The organism is Pseudoalteromonas arctica (assembly GCF_012927645.1).
In the GTDB taxonomy this organism is placed as follows: Bacteria; Pseudomonadota; Gammaproteobacteria; order Enterobacterales; family Alteromonadaceae; genus Pseudoalteromonas; species Pseudoalteromonas arctica_A.
In genome coordinates this window covers 1-19805 of record NZ_JABBMT010000023.1, presented here as the reverse complement: position 1 = coordinate 19805, position 19805 = coordinate 1, and the positions used below count along the sequence as shown (strand labels likewise).

Here is a 19805-nt window from a genome sequence, read left to right as displayed (position 1 = left end):
GCTGAACTCATTTAACAAAGCTAAAAAATTTCAACTACTACTAGCTTAGCGAACTTACAACGTGTTGCAAGTTTTCTTCATCACCCGTTGTTAACCACGTTACATCGGGCCAACCTCTTAGCCACGTCAATTGACGCTTAGCAAGCTGTCGTGTTGCTGCAATACCGCGAAAGACCATTTCATCGTAATCAATCTCGCCGGCAATGTAATCCCACATTTGTCTATAACCCACGCAACGAATGGAAGGTAAGTTAGGGTGTAAATCCTTACGTTGATATAGGGATAAAACTTCATTTTCAAACCCCTGCTCAAGCATTATTTTAAACCTTTGTTCAATTCGCTGGTGTAAATCAGCGCGATCTTCAGGCGCAATAGCAAATTGATGAAAAGTATACGGTAAACTCGGCTGCTTACTTTTTTGTAATTCAGTCATTGTTCTACCGGTTAATCGGTAAACTTCAAGGGCGCGGTTAATGCGTTGCGAATCATTCTCGCTCATTTTTTGCGCCGCTTGTGGATCAATTTTTTCAAGCTCTTTATAAAGTGCCGGCCAACCATGCTGCTTGGCTTGTTGCTCGAGCTCTGCTCGTATTACCTGGCATGCTTCTGGTAATGGCGATAACCCATCGATTAATGCTTTAAAGTACATCATTGTTCCACCAACTAATACAGGCACTTTACCCTGTTGGTGAAATTGGTCAATCTTTTCAACTGCATCACGACGAAAATCAGCTACTGAGTAACTTTCACTCGGGTCGATTAGGTCAATTAAATGATGTGGCGCAAGCGCTAACTCATGTTGTTCAGGTTTTGCTGTGCCTATGTTCATATCTTTATACACTAAGGCTGAATCGACGCTGATTATTTCAGTTTTTAAATGTTGGCATAAGGCGATTGCTAATGCAGTTTTGCCTGCTGCTGTTGGGCCCATTAAAAAAATGACCGGTAAATTTCTCAACTCGATAACCTTAATCTAACTGTGCTAAAAAATAACTTAAATCTATTTTAACTGCTTTTGCAGATAAGCGCTGGATTGTTTGCGGATTATTTTGCATTCGCGTGACCGCCAAGGTAAAAGCTTGGCTGGCAAAAAAGCGCTCGGGCACTTGGCTAAGCTGCCAGTTTAGCCATTGTTCCACACTATTAAGCTCAGCCTGAGTGGCTTTTAATAACGCATCTACGACTTGGTTCACCTCAAGCAGATACAAACTCTGTGGCAACTTTTTAACCATTATAAATTGCTTTTCAATCAATAACTCAAAGCCCAGCAAGGTAAACCATGATTGTTGCTGTGTTAAGCTTTGGCTGTCTTCTTTACTGATATTAACCCGCACAGGCAATAGTAAGGCTTTGCCTTCTAAGCTGCCTTGCTCAGCAATAAGCTCAAGCCAATCATCCACTAATAAATATTTAAAGTGCGAGCAATACAATTGCTGCTGTTGGCTAAACACACAACCACCATCACTTTGTACCAGCAACGGCTGTGCGCTTTGTGTAGGCAACGGTGGTGCTACTTCTTGAGTAACGCTACTGGGTTGATCAAAATGGCTGGCATGTTGCTCATTGACTCCTTGATAAAACGCACTCACATCTTGATGATTTGTCCGGCTCGCTTGCTTGCTTCGCTCGCTTGAACCTGCATATCCACCACCACTAGGCGCAGGATTAGCACTGTAGCGAACTTGCTCCGCTGGTTGTAAGTGCGACTTAGGATAATCAAACAAGCTGCCAGCAGTATTGCTGGAGTGAGCGAGTGTTGCTTTAACATTGTTATGTTGCGAATCAACATGCTGATTAATACCAGCAAACCCATCTTGTAATGGCACTACCACTTGTTTAATCGCTTGCAAGATAAAGTCATGCACTAAGCGACCCTGATGAAAACGTACTTCGTGTTTCGCAGGGTGCACGTTTACATCAACTTGACGCGGATCAATGTCGATATAAATAACAAAGCCCGGTAGCTCTTCTTGGCCTGCGACTTCTTCGAACGCTTGACGAATAGCATGAGAAATAAGCTTATCGCGCATCATACGATTATTTACATAGGTATATTGCGTAGTATTACTCGATCCGACCGGTAGCACCCAGCCATGTAGCTGCAAGCCTGTATCGCCTGACTCAATATACACTCCCTGCTCAGCAAAAGCTTTACCTGCAACCTGAGCGACCCGAGCAATAGCCTGTGCAGGCTCGATTTTAGCACGATATTGACGCACTACTTTATCGTTATGGGTGAGGGTAATTGACACATCAAAACGGCTCAGGGCAATACGCTTTATCAACTCATCGATGTGAGTAAATTCGGTTTTTTCGGTGCGTAAAAATTTACGTCTAGCGGGCGTATTAAAAAATAAGTCTTTAACTTCAATGGTGGTGCCGTCAGGGTGAGCAGTGGGTTTAATCTGCACCGCCATATCTCGCCCCTGCGCAAATGCTTGCCAAGCCGCCTCTTGCTGTTTGGTTTTTGAGCTAAGCGTCAAACGCGATACCGAACTAATGGACGCCAATGCTTCGCCGCGAAAGCCCAAAGAACAAATATTCTCTAAATCATCAAGGGACTTTAATTTACTAGTAGCATGACGAGAAAGCGCCAACGTGAGCTCGTCTTTATCAATGCCTGAGCCGTTATCACGAATGCGGATCAGTTTGTGACCACCGCGTTCGATATCAATTTGGATCCGAGTTGCACCCGCATCTAAGCTGTTTTCTACGAGCTCTTTGACGACCGATGCCGGTCTTTCAACCACTTCGCCCGCAGCAATTTGGTTAGCTAATCGCGCGGGTAATATTTCAATGCTCATACTGTTCCTAACGATTTTAACTTTGCGGAATGTCTAACTCTTGACCAATAAACAAGGTATTAGATTTTAATTGATTAACTTGTTTGAGCTTACTTACCGATACTCCATAACGATTAGCCAACAAACTTAACGACTCACCAGGGCGAACTTTATGTTTAGTAGGGTATTGCGATTTTAACGACGCAAACAGCGAATCATCAGGAGGATTTTTAAGATAATAACTTTTGATAGAAGTAAAAATTGCTTTCGCTAAGCGCTCTTGGTGATTAGCACTTTTCAATAGTCGTTCTTCTCGTGGGTTCGAAATAAACCCAGTTTCGACCAAAATAGATGGAATATCTGGTGACTTTAATACCGCCAGGCTAGCCGCTTGTGGCTCTTTTTTATGTAACTTAGCGACCTTTTTAAGCTCTTGAACCATGCCTTCAGCAACGCTGAAACCGGTTTTCATCGAATGATCCATCGACATATCCAACAGCGCCTGCGCCAAGTACTTTTCACTGGCAGTATCTTTAATCACTCCAGCAGCACCACCAAGTAGCTCTGAATGTTTTTCTTTATCTTCTATCCATTTACCTATTTCTGAATTAGCACGACGTAGTGATAACACCCAAACAGAGGCACCATTTGGTTGTGGACTAGTAAATGCATCCGCATGAATTGACACTAAAAAGTCAGCTTTTTTTTGTCTTGCTCGACTCGTTCTTGTATTAAGTTTGACAAAGTAATCACCGCTGCGAACCATACGCGAAATCATCCCACGCTCGGCATCAATCATCCGCTCTAGGCGTTTGGCAATCTGTAAAGTTATGGTTTTTTCATAGGTGCCTGATGGACCAATGGAGCCAGGATCCTCGCCACCGTGGCCAGCATCAATAGCAATCACAATATCACGTTGTTGATTAAGCTCTCGCTTTTTAACCGCTGTATTACTCGTGGCAACTACTGACTCAGCTTGATTTTTGTCATACAAATCAACAACGAGGCGATTCTTGTAAGGTCCGGTTGGTGCTAACGCAAAAATCACCGGTTTAACAGGCCCTGTTAACTCAAACACAAACCGCACTCCTTTACTGGTTTTCGCTTTCGAGTAACGTAGTTTACTGACTATTTGATGCTTGCTAGGAATAGTCGGTAGGTCTTTTATTTTATCTGTATTTTCTAAATCAACCACTAAACGCAGTGGATTTTTTAGCATAAAATAACTGAAATCCGGCTTATCCGTTAAGTCGAATACTACCCGTGTACTATCTGGCGATGGCCAAACCCGTACACTATTAATAGTATTTTGTGCATAGAGGTTAGCACTGATTGCTAACAGCAAAAAAGCACCCATCCACGTTATGACAGCTCGACTCATCGGTATCTTCACACTCTTTATTATTTGTTATTATTCACTATGATTTTTTAGTTTATCCACGATACTGTGACCACGCGGGCTAATACTTTGGATCTCAACTGCTCGTGCATCGCCGACATAGCGTAAAGTAATATCTAAGTCTGGTGCTGGGATAAACTCGCCGCCTTTTTCAGGCCATTCCACCACACAAATAGCTGTTGGCGAAAAATAATCTCGAATACCCATGTATTCTAATTCTTCTGGGTCACCTAAACGATATAAATCAAAATGATAAACATTGGCCGTTGTCAACTCATAAGGCTCCACCAGCGTATAAGTTGGGCTCTTAACTTTACCTTGATGACCAAACCCTTGGATAACACCACGGGTTAAAGTGGTTTTACCCGCACCTAAATCACCGTGTAAGTAAATAACTGCACCTTGCTCCATTAGCATAGCAAGTTGATTGCCCATTTGAACCGTTGCCGCTTCATCAGCGAGTTGAAAACCAACACAGTGCGTCATTCTAACCTCATGGATAGTATTAAAAACGATAACTTGTTAATCATACCAGATTATTTTGCTAAGGCGAGAATCGACACTTATAGACACAAAAAAACCGGCAAAGTTGCCGGTTTTTTTGTAATTAGGATTATAGACCTAATTTTTTCTCAAGATAGTGGATGTTAGTGCCACCATTTTGGAAGTTTTCATCCGCTAAAATGCGCTTATGTAATGGCGTATTAGTTTTAATACCGTCAATCACAAGTTCATTCAATGCGTTACGTGCTCGGGCAATTGCTACATTACGGTTTTCACCGTAAGTAATTAATTTACCGATCATTGAATCATAGTGTGGTGGCACTGTATAGTCAGCATAAATATGGCTGTCCCAACGAATACCTAAACCACCAGCTGGATGAAAACGGGTAATCTTACCCGGTGACGGAATAAACGTTTCAGGGTCTTCAGCATTAATACGACACTCAATTGCATGACCACGAATAACCACATCGTCTTGCGTGAATGATAGAGGTTGGCCCGCTGCAATTTTTAACTGCTCTTTGATCAAATCAACACCGGTAACCATTTCTGTCACTGGATGTTCAACCTGAATACGAGTATTCATTTCAATGAAATAGAACTCACCATTTTCGTATAAGAATTCAAATGTACCCGCACCACGATAACCGATTTCGATACATGCACGTGTACAACGCTCACCGATAAACTTACGCACTTCAGCAGTAATACCTGGTGCTGGCGCTTCTTCGACCACTTTTTGATGACGACGTTGCATAGAGCAATCACGCTCACCTAAGTGAACAGCATTACCTTGCCCATCAGCCAATACTTGAACTTCGATATGACGAGGGTTTTCAAGGAACTTTTCCATGTAAACCATGCTGTTACCAAAGAACTGCTTTGCTTCTTGTTGCGTTAAAGCGATTGAGTCAATTAACTCCGCTTCACTGCGAACAACGCGCATACCACGACCACCACCGCCACCAGCGGCTTTAATGATCACCGGGTAACCGATACGTTTAGCGATTTGCATGTTGCGGTCTTTATCATCAGATACTGGACCATCTGAACCTGGTACACATGGTACGCCAGCTTTACGCATTGCTTCAATTGCAGATACTTTATCGCCCATTAGACGAATCGTGTCGCCGCGCGGACCAATAAACACAAAACCACTTTGTTCAACTTGATCAGCAAAATCAGCGTTTTCAGCAAGGAAACCATAACCCGGGTGGATAGCAACTGCATCGGTTACTTCAGCTGCCGCAATAATACGCGGAATGTCTAAGTAACTTTCAGTGGCAGAAGGTCTACCAATACAAATTGTTTCATCTGCAAGCAATACATGCTTAAGATCGCGATCCGCCGTTGAATGCACAGCAACCGTTTTGATCCCAAGCTCTTTGCAGGCGCGCAATATACGAAGTGCAATTTCACCTCGGTTTGCAATGACTACTTTATCTAACATTAGAGTTGGCCTTTTAGGTTACGCTATTATTCAATAATGAATAAAGGTTGATCAAATTCTACTGGCTCGCCATTTTCAACTAAAATCGCTTTCACTGTGCCTGCTTTATCTGACTCAATTTGGTTCATCATTTTCATCGCTTCGATGATACAAAGTGTGTCACCTACTTTTACTTGCGTGCCCACTTCTACATATGCCGGTGCTTCAGGAGAAGCTGCTGCATAGAAAGACCCAACCATTGGCGATAATACTTGATGACCAGTTGCTGCTGGCGCTGCTGCTTCAGAGGCCGCTGCAGGAATCGCTGCTGAAGTCGCTGCTGGAGCCGGTGCTGGAGCATACTGTGGTGCATAATGAGGAGCGTAAGCAGGACCTGCACTCATATTATTACGATTGATACGTACTGATTCTTCACCTTCAGTGATTTCTAATTCAGCAATACCTGATTCTTCAACTAGTTCAATTAGTTTTTTGATCTTGCGAATATCCATGAACGACCCGCCTGTTAGTTTGTTAGTTTAAAATTAATTCGAGTTTTGCAACCGATTGACCGCAGCTTCAAGTGCTACGCGATAACCCATTGCGCCTAATCCACATATCACGCCCTGCGCCACATCAGAAAAATATGAATGATGACGGAACGCTTCCCGCGTGTGCACATTAGTTAAGTGCACTTCATAAAACGGGATATCAACAGCCAGTAACGCATCACGTAAAGCCACGCTTGTATGCGTAAATGCCGCTGGGTTGATAATAATGTAATCAATGACCTGCCATGCACTATGTATGTGCTCAATTAAAGCTTGTTCACTATTACTTTGAAAATGCGTTAGTTCAACATCTAGACCATGCGCAAACTCAGTTAGTTCGCTCATAATCTCACTCAGTGTTTGTAAACCGTATTTTTCTGGTTCACGCCTACCCAGCATGTTTAAGTTAGGGCCATTTATAACTAAAAGTTTAAATTTTGCAGCCATAATACGCGATAATCCTATAAATAATGAGTTAAGCCATTTTGATTAGACCTCTCTGGAAAATGTAGAGGAAAAAACTAAAATAGCAAGTATTTCTCACGTTAACCACCTATTATAGCCAGTTCGATGTAAATAGCAGCAAAATACTGGTCTAATCACTAGTAGCCACCACAAAAACAAAAACGCCACTTGTCTCAAGTGGCGTTTAAAATAGCGATATATACAATGTTTATTTAACGCTATTTACTACTTTATCTAAATGCTCAGCAAAGTCCTTGGCATTTAAAAAGCCTGTCACACGCTGTGCTGCGAGCTCTTCACCTTGTGTATCAAAAAACAAAATACTGGGTAAACCAAATACCGTAAACTCTTCCATTACAGCGATTGTTTTATCATCACTTTCGGTCAAATCAACTTTAAACAACTCAAAGTTTGCAAATTCAGCTTGCACTTTAGCATCAGGAAAAGTATATTTTTCGAACTCTTTACACGCAACACACCAATCCGCATATAAATCAACCATCACTAAACGACCATCACTATTTGCATCCTTTATTGCTTGTTTTAGCTCAGCTAAGTCAGCAACCAATTTAAATTCACGCTTTTGTGATTGCTGTTCAGCAGAAGCTGTCACCACTGGCGTTGGCCATATATAGTTTTTAGTTAAGCTTACACCGCTAACAACTAATAACGTTGCAGCAAACCACAATGCCGTTTTTAGCTTGCCTTGTGATTGTGCGCTGTGCCAATAATGTAAATACAAGGCCGTTGCTAATGCTAATAAGCCCGCCATAAGTAATATGATGTCGGCATCAACAATACGTTCAAGCAAGATCAACGGTACTACCAGCATGATAAAACCAAACAGGGTTTTAACTTGCTCCATCCAACCGCCTGCTTTTGGCAATAATTTACCGCCTGAGGTGCCTAATAACAGCAGCGGAATACCCATCCCTAAACTCAACACATACAAAGTTAAGCCGCCAACTAAATAATCGCCGCTTTGCGCAACAAACAAAAGCGCAGCTGATAACGGTGCTGTGGTGCAAGGTGATGCAATTAAACCAGACAAAACCCCCATTAAAAACACGCCAATATAGTTGCCGCCTTTTTGATTATTACTTACTTGTGTGAGCTTATTCATCATGCCGCTAGGGAGCTTGATTTCGTACCAACCAAACATCGACATAGCGAGTAAAACGAATAATAAACTAAAACTAATCAATACATATGGGTGCTGCAAATAACCTTGCACTTGGCCACCAAGTGATGCAACCACTAGACCCAGCGCCGCATACGTAACGGCCATACCCTGTATATAAACAAAAGAAAGCGCAAAAGCTTTTTTAGTGGAAAGATTTTTTTGCCCCGCAATTAGGCTCGACAAGATAGGAAACATCGGAAATACACATGGCGTAAATGCTAAGCCAATACCAACCAAAAAGAAAATCGCTAAGTTCGCTAACAAACCTTGCGAGGCCAGTTTTTCAGTAAAATTTAATTCTTTTTCTGAGTCATCTTCTTGCGTTACAACATCTTCTGTAGCAGTTGCTGATTCAGCACTAAGTGCAGCTAATGCATTACTTGCGGTTGCATTATCATTTGTGGGAGTTTCACCGGCAATCGTACTCAATGGAATAGTAATAATCTCAGGCGGATAACATAGCCCTGCTTCAGCACAGCCCTGATAGCGAACTTTAATTACGCCATCTTCAGCTACATTACTTAGCTTGCTGATCACATTCAGTGAATCAAAAAACACCTCTGTTTTGCCAAAAAACTCATCTTCAATAATCACCCCTTTACCAAGCTCAGGTATTTCGATATCAGCACCTTTACCAATAATCTCTACCTTATTTTTGTAAAGATAATAACCAGGTGCAATATCCCAACCAATAAATAACGTACTGCCCTGCTGATCAAAATCAAACGAGAACGCTTGATCAACCGGTAAAAATATTTGTTCTGCGGGCTGTAGTAAATTACTCAATAAATCTTTATTCGCAGCTTGGGCTGGAAACAGCGAAAGCGCACAAAGCAATAAAAGAAAACAACGCATTAATTAAGTACCTCATCCATCCAATTAAAATAGGCTAAATTGCCAGTGGCGACATCAATAACTTGTACTTCAGGAATTTCATAACTATGTAATTGCTTGATAGTTTGAATCAATTCATTCATTTTTTCTGACTTCGTTTTAATTAATAATTTACACTCGGTTGCATAAGCAACCTCTCCTTGCCACATATAAACAGCTCCCACATTTGGCAGAATGTTTACACACGCAGCTAATTTAAGCCTCACTAATTGTTCAGCCATGGAGCGTGCCTCACTTACATCTGCGCAAGTGGTAAAAATAAGTCGAAAATGAGTCGTCATATTGAACCTTTGATTGATTACTCTGCCCAATGCCATAGTAGCTGATAGCTAAGGCAAAGTGTAGTTAACCTAAACTGCGGATAATAAATCACTTAATCAAATTCAAACTATTTAGCCAACACAGTTTTACCACTAGCCTTGAAAAAGACCTGATAACCCATATTTATATTTCATCACGATATTACGTGAGCACTATTTAGAGAGCCTTATGTTTAGATTTTTATTTTTGTTATTTATTCTCGTGCCGATTATTGAAATCGCTTTATTAATTCAAGTAGCTGATGTAATTGGCGGCTTTACCACTATTGCATTAGTGATCATCACCGCAATCGTCGGTGCAAAATTAGTTAGAACGCAAGGTATGGGCGCACTGCAAAATGTACAAAGCCAAATGGCACAAGGGCAGATGCCTGGCAAAGAATTATTCACTGGTTTATGTGTGATCATTGCCGGCATTTTATTGCTAACGCCTGGCATTATGACCGACGTATTCGGCTTTTTACTATTAGCCCCTGGCATTCGCAATAAACTAGCTGCAGGCCTTGCGAGTCAAGCAACCGTACGTATGAGTGCAGGCATGCAACAAGGTTCGTCGCCATTTACTCAACACACTCATGCAGAGCCAGAACCTCGTAAAATGAGTGAGCCAACAACTATTGATGGCGAGTACGAAAGAAAAGATTAAAAATTTTAATTTTTTTCACTTGGGTTTTGACGCAATACCCCCATTACTGAGTACAACTAAGTCAATTGCCTTGAACCACAGGGTTTAATGCAAACTGGTACACACAAAACTTTTTTCTGTCCTGTTCAGAAACTGTTAGGAGAACTAAACAAAATGAACATTCGTCCTTTACATGATCGCGTGATCGTTGAGCGCCTAGAAGAAGAAACCAAATCTGCTGGCGGTATTGTATTAACTGGTTCTGCGGCTGAGAAATCAACCCGTGGTAAAGTTGTCGCTGTTGGTAATGGCCGTACTCTAGATAACGGTGATGTGAGAGCATTAGAAGTTAAAGTCGGTGACACTGTGTTGTTCGGCTCATATGTTGAAAAAGCTGAAAAGATCGAAGGTCAAGAGTACCTGATCATGCGTGAAGACAATATTTTAGGCATTGTAGGCTAAACCTACTTTTCGTTTAACAAACATTTAAAGAATTTAGAGGAAACAAAATCATGGCAGCAAAAGAAGTACTTTTTGCAGGTGACGCACGCGCTAAAATGCTCGCTGGCGTAAACATCTTAGCAAACGCAGTTCGCGTAACTTTAGGCCCTAAAGGCCGTAACGTAATTCTAGACAAATCATTTGGCTCACCAGTGATCACTAAAGATGGTGTATCAGTGGCTAAAGAGATCGAACTTGAAGACAAGTTTGAAAACATGGGCGCACAAATGGTGAAAGAAGTTGCATCAAAAGCTAACGATGCAGCGGGTGACGGTACAACTACCGCTACTGTTTTAGCACAATCTATCGTAAACGAAGGCTTAAAAGCAGTTGCTGCGGGCATGAACCCAATGGACCTAAAGCGCGGTATTGATAAAGCAATCATCGCCGCTGTAGCTGAACTTAAAGAACTTTCAGTTCCATGTGCTGACACTAAAGCGATTGCTCAAGTAGGTACTATTTCAGCTAACTCTGATAAAGAGATTGGTGACATCATTGCAGAAGCAATGGAAAAAGTAGGCCGTAACTCTGGCGTGATTACTGTTGAAGAAGGCCAATCACTTGAAAACGAACTAGATGTTGTAGAAGGCATGCAGTTTGACCGTGGTTACTTATCGCCATATTTCATCAACAACGCAGAGAAAGGCGCAGTTGAATTAGACAATCCATTTATTCTACTTGTAGACAAAAAAGTATCTAACATCCGTGAGTTACTACCTACATTAGAAGCGGTTGCTAAAGCAAGCAAACCACTACTTATCATTGCTGAAGACCTTGAAGGTGAAGCACTAGCAACACTAGTAGTTAATAACATGCGTGGTATCGTTAAAGTATCAGCAGTTAAGGCGCCTGGCTTTGGCGACCGTCGTAAAGCAATGCTACAAGACATCGCGGTATTAACTGGCGGTACTGTGATTTCTGAAGAAATCGGCCTAGAGCTTGAAAAAGCCACGGTTGAAGACCTAGGCACAGCTAAACGCGTTGTGATCACCAAAGATGATACAACAATCATTGATGGTGCTGGCGACGAAGATGGCATCACAGGTCGTGTTGCACAAATCAAAGCACAAATCGAAGAAGCAACGTCTGACTACGACAAAGAGAAACTACAAGAGCGAATGGCTAAACTTGCCGGCGGTGTTGCAGTAATCAAAGTAGGAGCTGCTACTGAAATCGAAATGAAAGAGAAAAAAGACCGCGTTGAAGATGCACTTCATGCAACTCGCGCAGCGGTTGAAGAAGGCGTAGTACCAGGTGGTGGTGTTGCACTAGTTCGTGCAGCAAGCAAACTTGTTGATTTAGTTGGTGACAACGAAGATCAAAGCCACGGTATCAAAGTAGCACTACGTGCTATGGAAGCACCACTTCGTCAAATCGTGACTAACGCAGGTGATGAAGCATCTGTAGTAATTAACGCAGTTAAAGGCGGTGAAGGTAACTATGGTTACAACGCAGCATCTGGCGAATACAACGACATGATTGAAATGGGTATCCTAGATCCAACTAAAGTAACGCGCTCTGCACTACAGTTTGCAGGCTCGATTGCGGGTCTTATGATCACCACTGAAGCAATGGTAGCTGAAATCCCTAAGGATGAGCCTGCTGGCGCTCCTGATATGGGTGGCATGGGCGGTATGGGTGGCATGGGCGGCATGATGTAGTGCGACGAGAGTCGCGTAGGTCGCTAACCTAGCAGGCTACACCGTAAGCAAGTACTTATGTACTTGCTCACCCACCTGCAAAAATTAGTAGTCGAAATCCGTTGGTCGGATCGCACAATCCGATCAACGGCATTCTTGAAAGAGAATGTTCGCCTGATCGTTATTGTCGGTCAGCATAAAGAAAATGGGCGCAAAGTGTTAATGTCTGCGCTGCCCTCAACACGTAGGTATCTAGAAGCATAGTCTTTTGTGCGAAAGGAAAAAAGAACGGCGGCGTCAGCCTGCCGACAATTTTAACCTTCGAGGATACTCCCGTCTGCTTGCCATTTCTGGCACGACTTATTGGAATTTTGCTGCTGGAGCGATCTCCGGCGTAAGCTGTTGTAGTTATTGTCTCATCGCTTTGCTTCGGCATTTCGGTAGTGAGACCTGTTATACGGCTAACAGTAGCCTAGGGATAGTGCGATGCTGGTAACGGCATGGTGCGAAGCTTCCTGACAATGTACCCCTGCACAAGCGGTGCCTTAACTCGCGAGAGTGGGCATAGTTGGCTAACAATAAGCTGGCTGGGGCTAGGCTGGGCAATATGGTTAACGTAAGTGAACTGTTGATAAATACCGTCAACCGCAAAGAGCGAAATATTGTTGTTACGCTCTGACCAAAAGGTATGTGGTCGGTTAATCCTTTTACATCTGGGATTACGCCGTCTTATGACCACCGGTAGATAGACAGAACCTAAGTTGTTCGTGTAACTGCAACGGAACTCGGTAAGCCCGATTATTCGCCTGATTGCTGGTAACAGTAACACAGGCAGGCAATCCGTAAGGAGCGCTGTTGGATAAGCGGGTAAAGGATGTCTGACCAAGCGAATGCTGAACTGTAATGGTTCGGATAGGGGTTCTAACTTTGCCCTGACTCGAAAGAGTGCCAAATTCAGACTGGTCTTTATCGTGTGAAGGCGTGTAAAGCCATCTAACAAATTAACCCAAGCGGGGATTAGCTGTCCCCGTAAGGGTTTGGCTTTCCTCCGTTTTGTGGTTATGGAGGAAAGCAAGATGAGTACGGAATGTATGTTTCACGTACCTGCGTTCTCCCACCAGACAAGCAGCTGGCATACCATTGATTGGTATTCGGTTGAGCGCAAGGTGAGAGGGCTACAAGTGCGGATCGCGAAAGCGACGAAGCAACAACAGTGGCGCAAGGTGAAAGCCCTGCAACGCATGTTGGTGCGCTCGTTTGCTGCCAAGGCATTGGCGGTTAAGCGGGTAACTGAAAATCGAGGCAAAAGGACTGCCGGTGTCGATGGGGAGTTATGGAGTACACCTGAGAGTAAATGGCTAGCGCTGTTTCGGTTAACGCGTAAGGGCTATAAGCCCAAGCCGTTAAGGCGTGTGTATATTCCGAAAGCGAATGGTAAACGCCGACCGCTTGGGATACCGACTATGCTCGATAGAGCCATGCAGGCGTTATACCTGCTGGCCTTGGAGCCAGTGTCGGAAACAACCGCCGATAGAAATAGTTATGGTTTTCGCCCGATGCGCTCAACGTCAGATGCGATTGAACAATGTTTTGTGAATCTCAGTCGCAAGCATTCTGCCAAATGGGTGTTAGAGGGGGATATCAAAGGATGCTTCGATAACATCAGTCATGACTGGCTACTCGCCAATATTCCATTGGATAAACGAGTACTCGGTAAATGGCTGAAAGCCGGTTACATGGAATCCGGTAAATTGAACCCGACGGAAGCGGGAACACCGCAAGGGGGAATTATTTCTCCCGTGTTGGCCAATATGGCGCTTGATGGTTTGGAAACGGTGCTTGAATCCCATTTTGGGAAGAAAAATACCAAAGCCAGCTACAAGACCAAGGTCAACTACTGCCGGTATGCAGATGACTTCATTATTACTGGTATCTCACAAGAGTTACTTGAAGACGAAGTAAAACCACTCGTTGAAGCTTTTATGGCGGAGAGAGGTCTGACGCTATCTCCGGAAAAAACGGTGATAACCCATATTGACGAAGGGTTTGACTTTTTGGGACAAAACTTACGTAAGTACAAAGGCAAGCTCTTGATTAAGCCGAGCCGAAAGAACCTGCGGACGTTCCTCCATAAAGTCAGAAACATAATTAGTGGAAACAAAACGGTGACGGCTGGTTTGCTGATATACATGCTAAACCCTGTACTTCGGGGCTGGGCAAACTATCACAGACATATCGTTGCCAAGGAAACCTTTAATTATGTTGATTATCGGGTGTGGAAAATGCTTTGGAAGTGGTGCCGACGGCGACATAAAAATCGTCGCTTACACTGGGTTAAGGCTAAATACTTTAAAACAGTGGGCAAACGCAACTGGGTATTTTCTGGTGAGTGGGAGGAGTCGAAAATACTTCGCCTGTTCTCATGTAACGATGTGGTGATAAAGCGACATACTAAGATAAAAGCAGAAGCCAACCCTTATGACTTAGCATTTGAGGAATACTTCGAGCAGCGCTTAGAGCGAGCTTGGCGAGAATCAATGCAGGGTAAAAGGAAAGTGCTAACGCTTTGGCTCAGGCAGCAGCAATGCTGTGCGATGTGCCGTCATAAAATTACCAAAGAAACAGGATGGAATATCCATCATATTGTGGAAAGAGTAAAAGGCGGCTCAGATGAGTTGGATAACTTGGTGCTGTTGCACCCTAATTGTCATAGGCAATTGCATATACAAACAAAAGTTAGGAGATAAGATGTTTGACTTAGATGAACTGGTTAAAATGATGGATAGTGATGGTTTCGTAATAAACGAAGAACTTCAATTTCATGCGGTTAGAATTGCAACTGCTCTTGGAGGTGTTTATTGTTGCGAAAAGCACGATCCTGAACATAACAACTTATTGGGAATGCCTTTAGAGGGAAAAATCATTTCCAATTATGTGGACAGTCATTGGGACGAGCTTCAAGACCTTTTAGTTCCGCCTTGGCACATTATTTATGCTGTGGCAAAGGAGATAGAAAGCTATCCTAACGGTTGTGGTATATGTGAAAAAGGAAAATAGATCATGTTTCCATTGATCGTAAGCCAATTGATGATCCTTGCTTTGGTTGTATGCTTTTACATCTATTTCAAACGCTCTCAGTTGGGGCGTAAAGATTAGTTGAAGAGTAACAGGCAAGAAAGTCGCTGGTTTGTACTTAGGTACTGACTTATTAAGGCTTGAGCCGTATGCGGGGAAACTCGCACGTACGGTTCTTAGGGGAGGGGCAGCCAGCAATGGCTGTTCCTTACCCGACATCACTCCCCCTCCTAGCTCAATTAAAAACCCAGCTTCGGCTGGGTTTTTAGCATTATTAGCAAGATAAAACAGCGGATATGACTTACAAATAAAATGACTCCAGCGTAGAGCAGTCAATGAACTGCATAACAAACCATACTCAGAGTTAATTTTATTTATACAACATTATTAAGGATATTAAGATGAATAAAAAACCTGAGCTAATCATTTCATCACTCGATGCTGAGAGATTGTATGATTTAATGGAGTCATTACCAGCAGGAAGCTTTGCTGGCGAAAAAGAGCTTGAAGCTGAACTTGGCCGTGCCACAATCGTTGAGCCAAAAGATATGCCTTCGACGGTGGTGACGATGAATTCAACGGTAAACTTTATCGTTGAATCGACCCAAGAAGAATTCACTAAGACCTTAGTGTATCCGAAAAATGCTGATGCAAGTACTGATAAAATATCAATTTTAGCCCCTGTTGGCAGCGCCTTACTGGGTCTATCACAAGGTGATGAGATTGAGTGGCCAAAACCCAGCGGCGGCCTCATAAAAGTAAAAATAAAAGCAATCACTTATCAGCCAGAACGAGCCGGTGAGTTACATCGATAATATTTAGTGTTATTAAAAACCCAGTGAAAGCTGGGTTTTGTTTTGAAAGAGGGTAAGTTTAAAACCTAGCGCCAGCCACTCGTAAGTCCAGATTTATCTGGTAAAAGCTTTCTAACTAAAGTCAGATCTACTGATAAATCTAGCACAGCACTTAACGTACCAGCCTTTTGTCCTCGGCTTATATTTTCTTATATGTTAAAACGCTTTTAAGCATTTTATTATTTCAAAGCAGCACGATGACAAATATAAAACAGCACATTGGTAGTATCGCTTTAGTTGTAAAAGATTATGATGACGCAATTGTATTTTACACCCGAAAATTGGGCTTTGATTTGGTTGAAGATACTGAGCTTGGCAATGGAAAACGTTGGGTATTAGTATCGCCGCCTAATTCCAATGGCACTAACCTATTACTCGCTAAAGCAAGTACATCGGAGCAATTAAAAGTTATTGGCAACCAAACAGGCGCTCGTGTATTTTTATTTTTACACACCAATGATTTTTGGCGTGATTATGAATTGATGCAAAAAAATGGCATTAGATTCAACGAGCAGCCGCGCGAAGAAGCCTACGGCACCGTCGTGGTATTTGAAGATTTGTACGGTAATAAGTGGGATTTGTTGCAGTTGAATAAATAGTACAAGGCTGCATTAAAAATACAGCCTTGAATGCTTATTGCCCTTCTGATTCAGCTAAAGGAGAATGACCGCCTGCCCAATAATTTGCAGTCGCAGTTGCACACCAATTAACATCTGCCCATGTGTAATCTTTATAGTAAATTTTATCTACACAGCCTTCGACTTCATGCTCTCCACGGCCAACATCAACAATACAAACATTACCATTACAACTATTAGGTCGAGGGGTTGCGCCGTACGATGCAATATCCCATGTCACACTCTGTATAGGTTTGCTTGCATTGACCTTAAATACAATTGCACCTTGTCTATAGCTAGATAAAGGTCCACCACCAAAACACTGATTTTCCCTATATTCATCATAGGCTTGAGTATCAACATAACAAGATACTGTATCAGCCATTGCCACACCACTAAACATAGAAGCACCGAGTAAAGCCAAATATATTTTTTTCATTGAGAATATCCTTTTTATGATTATAAAACCGTTCCTTTTTAAAACCTCAACTACATAAACGGTTAAAAGCCTAACGAGGGTCAAATTTAAAAAATGCTGTTTAAAATGTAAATTAGACCCTATTAAACTCTACATGCTGTAAACATATAAAAACTAAACTAAATAAATCGCCACTTTAAAAATTAGATTATTTTCTTAGAAACAAACATTCAAATAAAGGTACATTAAATAAACAAAATAAACAAAATAAACAAAATAAACAAAATAAACAAAATAAACAAAATAAACAATCTGTTATCATTAAACCTTTAGCAATTAAACACGCCCCCCAGAAAAAACACTTATCACTTAACTAAAAGGTCAAAGCAAACGCCATAATTAAGTACTGACTCTTTGAATTAAAAAATATTTACCATATATACTTACCGATTCTATTTAAATATTATGACTTCACTTTTTACCGCTCCTATTCTTAAGTATAGGATGCATATGTCACATAGCATTGAATCTAGATTATTAATGAGTGCAGCGGTTATCGCCTTTGCGGCAGCTGTATGGCACTTATTGTGCATTTGGGGTGGGCCAAGTTGGTTTGCTTTTACCCGTGCCCCGGTACAATTAATTGCGTCATCGAAGCAAGGAACACTTCTTGCGCCATTGGGGGCGATTGTTGTTGCGGGGTTGATGTTTACTTGTTCGGCATTTGCCTTGTCTGCTTTAAAAATACTACCTAAACTGCCTTTTACGACAGTGGCTCGTGAATATATTGATGTTGGGATCATTGAGAATCTTTTGTGGCAGGTAACACCTATTAATGCTGCACCATATTGGCAAGTATTACCTAATGATCTCAAAACTCTTTACGTAAATTTTCACCAGCGCACACCTATTTAACCGATCAAATGTTAATTGTTTGCCACGCTATAGCAAAATGACTTTTTGGGATGCTAAAAGTACTGTAGCTAACAGAGAAATTAAACTCAGTCAGCGCATCGTTTTCTAGCATCTGGCAAATCATATCACCTAAAATAGGTATAAATTTACCCGCCCAACCTGCGGTATACGTAACTATATTTTTATTATTAGGTATGCTATCTGGCATATAATCAAGAAAAAACTCTGCTTTTTTTTGCCCTTTTTTCAATCGTGAATCATCCAATGCTATCAAGCATGTTGTAGTAAAATACGGTGTTGGCTCCAAGCCTGGCATAAACTGTTCAACCCATGATGACGCAACCGCTAATGATTGTTTGCTTGGGGCTAGCTGTCGATCATTTGGATCATAAATAATTGCATCCTCAGGAAAGTTAGTCGCAACCCGAATATAGCCCGGGTTTGCCCATTCAAGCTCAGGAAAACCACACAAAAGCGAATTAGTCGCGGTTCGTGGGTCTGATTCATTCTCTGCTTGTTGAAATACAAACCAAGATGGGGTCGTTGCTACAGGGTCAACTTTCTTAAAATACGCTGATGCCATTTGCCAAATAATAATTGGCACTGACACCCCTAAACTACGCACGGTTTCGTTGATATATGCCCCCGTAGTAATCGCTAGTTTTTTAGATGTATAACGTGTATTAGTGATGCCTTCTTCAGCGCTATGCTGGGTCGTTACTTCAACAATATCATCTGCTAATGAGGTAATAGTTTGCACATTTTCCCATTCGCGATAAGTCACACACCCAGAGTTTAACCCCGCGTTAAAAAGTGATCTCTCTGTTTGCTTTATATTAATGGTGCCGCCATTTGATTGAAAAAAACCATAATACTCTTTAGGGAGCCCCGCAAAGCAGGCCTTACGTTGTATTGCAGTGGCATCTGCCAGTCTCTCATAAGGGATATTTAACGCATCCATGGTCTTTTCAGCCTCGACAATACCGCCTTCTCGCGCATCTTTAACGCCTTTTTGACCAAACCATAAACTTCCCTCATCACCAATCAATGGCTCGTCTGACAATGCCTGTATTTGCTGCCAATACTGCAGTGATGCTAAACATAACTCAGACATATGCTGTTGATCATACTGCAAACGAAACTGTCTAGAATATCCGGCAGAGCTCCCTAAATCATTAAAGTAGCCATGCTTTTCGAGCACCAGTGTTTTAAGGCCTCGTTGCGATGCATGAAAAGCGGTCGATAACCCAACCGGGCCGCCTCCAATAACGATTAAATCGTATTGAGCTGCTGTAGACATGTCTAACCTATTACTATTATTAAGTTCTAGGGGTGTTATAAATGAATGAACTACAAAAAGATATTACGTGATATTACACTGCATTATTGGACATTACAGTCAGGGCGCGAGCACACTTTGTTAACGATGTTAACCGAACAACAATTCCTCTCTAAAAGCATCGTCATAACACGCTCTTACACACTTACTTCTTATTGAACTATTACTTTTCGTATGTTGTTTTACCATGTTTCTAACCACTCGACGAAATAATGCCATATGTTGTGCGCTTAACGGATCGTGAATTTGAGATGCATCTTCTTTAAACACGACATCCAATATCCAGTGTTGTT

The 19805-nt window shown here is 42.1% G+C and carries 20 protein-coding genes; 8 read left to right on the top strand and 12 right to left on the bottom strand.

Annotated elements, in window-relative coordinates; genetic code table 11:
• Window positions 1–40 precede the first annotated feature (40 nt).
• The 9 genes from miaA to cutA form a co-directional block, all read right to left on the bottom strand.
• The gene (gene miaA / locus HHO47_RS13610; RefSeq protein ID WP_169020784.1) at window positions 41–958 is read right to left on the bottom strand and encodes a tRNA (adenosine(37)-N6)-dimethylallyltransferase MiaA; all 918 of its coding nucleotides are present in this window, start codon (window positions 956–958) and stop codon (window positions 41–43) included.
• 10 nt (window positions 959–968) lie between these two features.
• Window positions 969–2804, bottom strand: coding sequence for a DNA mismatch repair endonuclease MutL (gene mutL / locus HHO47_RS13605; RefSeq protein WP_169020783.1), 1836 nt, complete (start codon window positions 2802–2804; stop codon window positions 969–971).
• Window positions 2805–2820: 16 nt separating this feature from the next.
• Window positions 2821–4164 (bottom strand): N-acetylmuramoyl-L-alanine amidase, encoded by a 1344-nt coding sequence (locus HHO47_RS13600; protein ID WP_169020782.1) that lies wholly within the window; start codon window positions 4162–4164, stop codon window positions 2821–2823.
• 30 nt (window positions 4165–4194) lie between these two features.
• Window positions 4195–4668, bottom strand: coding sequence for a tRNA (adenosine(37)-N6)-threonylcarbamoyltransferase complex ATPase subunit type 1 TsaE (gene tsaE / locus HHO47_RS13595; protein ID WP_169020781.1), 474 nt, complete (start codon window positions 4666–4668; stop codon window positions 4195–4197).
• 127 nt (window positions 4669–4795) lie between these two features.
• Entirely contained in the window at window positions 4796–6136 is a 1341-nt protein-coding gene (accC, locus tag HHO47_RS13590) for an acetyl-CoA carboxylase biotin carboxylase subunit (protein WP_149980493.1), read from the bottom strand.
• A 26-nt stretch (window positions 6137–6162) separates the two neighbouring features.
• On the bottom strand, window positions 6163–6627 hold the full coding sequence (gene accB, locus HHO47_RS13585) for an acetyl-CoA carboxylase biotin carboxyl carrier protein (RefSeq protein ID WP_169020780.1): 465 nt from the start codon (window positions 6625–6627) through the stop codon (window positions 6163–6165).
• Window positions 6628–6660: 33 nt separating this feature from the next.
• Entirely contained in the window at window positions 6661–7113 is a 453-nt protein-coding gene (gene aroQ / locus HHO47_RS13580) for a type II 3-dehydroquinate dehydratase (protein WP_169020779.1), read from the bottom strand.
• Window positions 7114–7339: 226 nt separating this feature from the next.
• The gene (locus tag HHO47_RS13575) at window positions 7340–9169 is read right to left on the bottom strand and encodes a protein-disulfide reductase DsbD (protein ID WP_169020778.1); all 1830 of its coding nucleotides are present in this window, start codon (window positions 9167–9169) and stop codon (window positions 7340–7342) included.
• Window positions 9169–9489: a divalent-cation tolerance protein CutA gene (gene cutA / locus HHO47_RS13570; RefSeq protein WP_169020777.1), complete on the bottom strand. Its 321-nt coding sequence runs from the start codon at window positions 9487–9489 to the stop codon at window positions 9169–9171. Before cutA ends, HHO47_RS13575 begins: the two co-directional genes overlap by 1 nt.
• Before the next feature lie 208 nt (window positions 9490–9697).
• Here cutA and HHO47_RS13565 point away from each other — a divergent pair, with 208 nt between their 5' ends.
• The 7 genes from HHO47_RS13565 (at window position 9698) to HHO47_RS13535 (ending at window position 16822) form a co-directional block, all read left to right on the top strand.
• Window positions 9698–10174 carry an FxsA family protein gene (locus tag HHO47_RS13565; RefSeq protein WP_169020776.1) on the top strand — a complete coding sequence of 159 codons (477 nt, stop codon included), beginning with the start codon at window positions 9698–9700 and terminating at the stop codon, window positions 10172–10174.
• A gap of 153 nt (window positions 10175–10327) precedes the next feature.
• Complete coding sequence (locus HHO47_RS13560; RefSeq protein WP_054204533.1) at window positions 10328–10615, top strand: co-chaperone GroES; 288 nt, start codon at window positions 10328–10330, stop codon at window positions 10613–10615.
• A 50-nt stretch (window positions 10616–10665) separates the two neighbouring features.
• Window positions 10666–12315 (top strand): chaperonin GroEL, encoded by a 1650-nt coding sequence (gene groL / locus HHO47_RS13555; RefSeq protein ID WP_169020775.1) that lies wholly within the window; start codon window positions 10666–10668, stop codon window positions 12313–12315.
• A 1055-nt stretch (window positions 12316–13370) separates the two neighbouring features.
• Entirely contained in the window at window positions 13371–15041 is a 1671-nt protein-coding gene (gene ltrA, locus HHO47_RS13550) for a group II intron reverse transcriptase/maturase (protein ID WP_169020774.1), read from the top strand.
• Window position 15042: 1 nt separating this feature from the next.
• Window positions 15043–15351 (top strand): hypothetical protein, encoded by a 309-nt coding sequence (locus HHO47_RS13545; protein WP_169020773.1) that lies wholly within the window; start codon window positions 15043–15045, stop codon window positions 15349–15351.
• A 419-nt stretch (window positions 15352–15770) separates the two neighbouring features.
• The gene (gene rnk / locus HHO47_RS13540; protein ID WP_169020772.1) at window positions 15771–16184 is read left to right on the top strand and encodes a nucleoside diphosphate kinase regulator; all 414 of its coding nucleotides are present in this window, start codon (window positions 15771–15773) and stop codon (window positions 16182–16184) included.
• Window positions 16185–16420: 236 nt separating this feature from the next.
• On the top strand, window positions 16421–16822 hold the full coding sequence (locus HHO47_RS13535) for a VOC family protein (RefSeq protein WP_169020771.1): 402 nt from the start codon (window positions 16421–16423) through the stop codon (window positions 16820–16822).
• A gap of 34 nt (window positions 16823–16856) precedes the next feature.
• Here HHO47_RS13535 and HHO47_RS13530 read toward each other — a convergent pair whose 3' ends face one another.
• Window positions 16857–17279, bottom strand: coding sequence for a hypothetical protein (locus HHO47_RS13530; RefSeq protein WP_054452871.1), 423 nt, complete (start codon window positions 17277–17279; stop codon window positions 16857–16859).
• A gap of 489 nt (window positions 17280–17768) precedes the next feature.
• Here HHO47_RS13530 and HHO47_RS13525 point away from each other — a divergent pair, with 489 nt between their 5' ends.
• The gene (locus HHO47_RS13525; protein ID WP_211183723.1) at window positions 17769–18173 is read left to right on the top strand and encodes a hypothetical protein; all 405 of its coding nucleotides are present in this window, start codon (window positions 17769–17771) and stop codon (window positions 18171–18173) included.
• Window positions 18174–18177: 4 nt separating this feature from the next.
• Here HHO47_RS13525 and HHO47_RS13520 read toward each other — a convergent pair whose 3' ends face one another.
• Window positions 18178–19473, bottom strand: a complete 1296-nt coding sequence (locus HHO47_RS13520) for an NAD(P)/FAD-dependent oxidoreductase (protein ID WP_169020769.1) — start codon at window positions 19471–19473, stop codon at window positions 18178–18180.
• A 129-nt stretch (window positions 19474–19602) separates the two neighbouring features.
• The coding region (locus HHO47_RS13515) for a transposase (protein WP_432651938.1) at window positions 19603–19805 on the bottom strand (203 nt) is incomplete at its 5' end.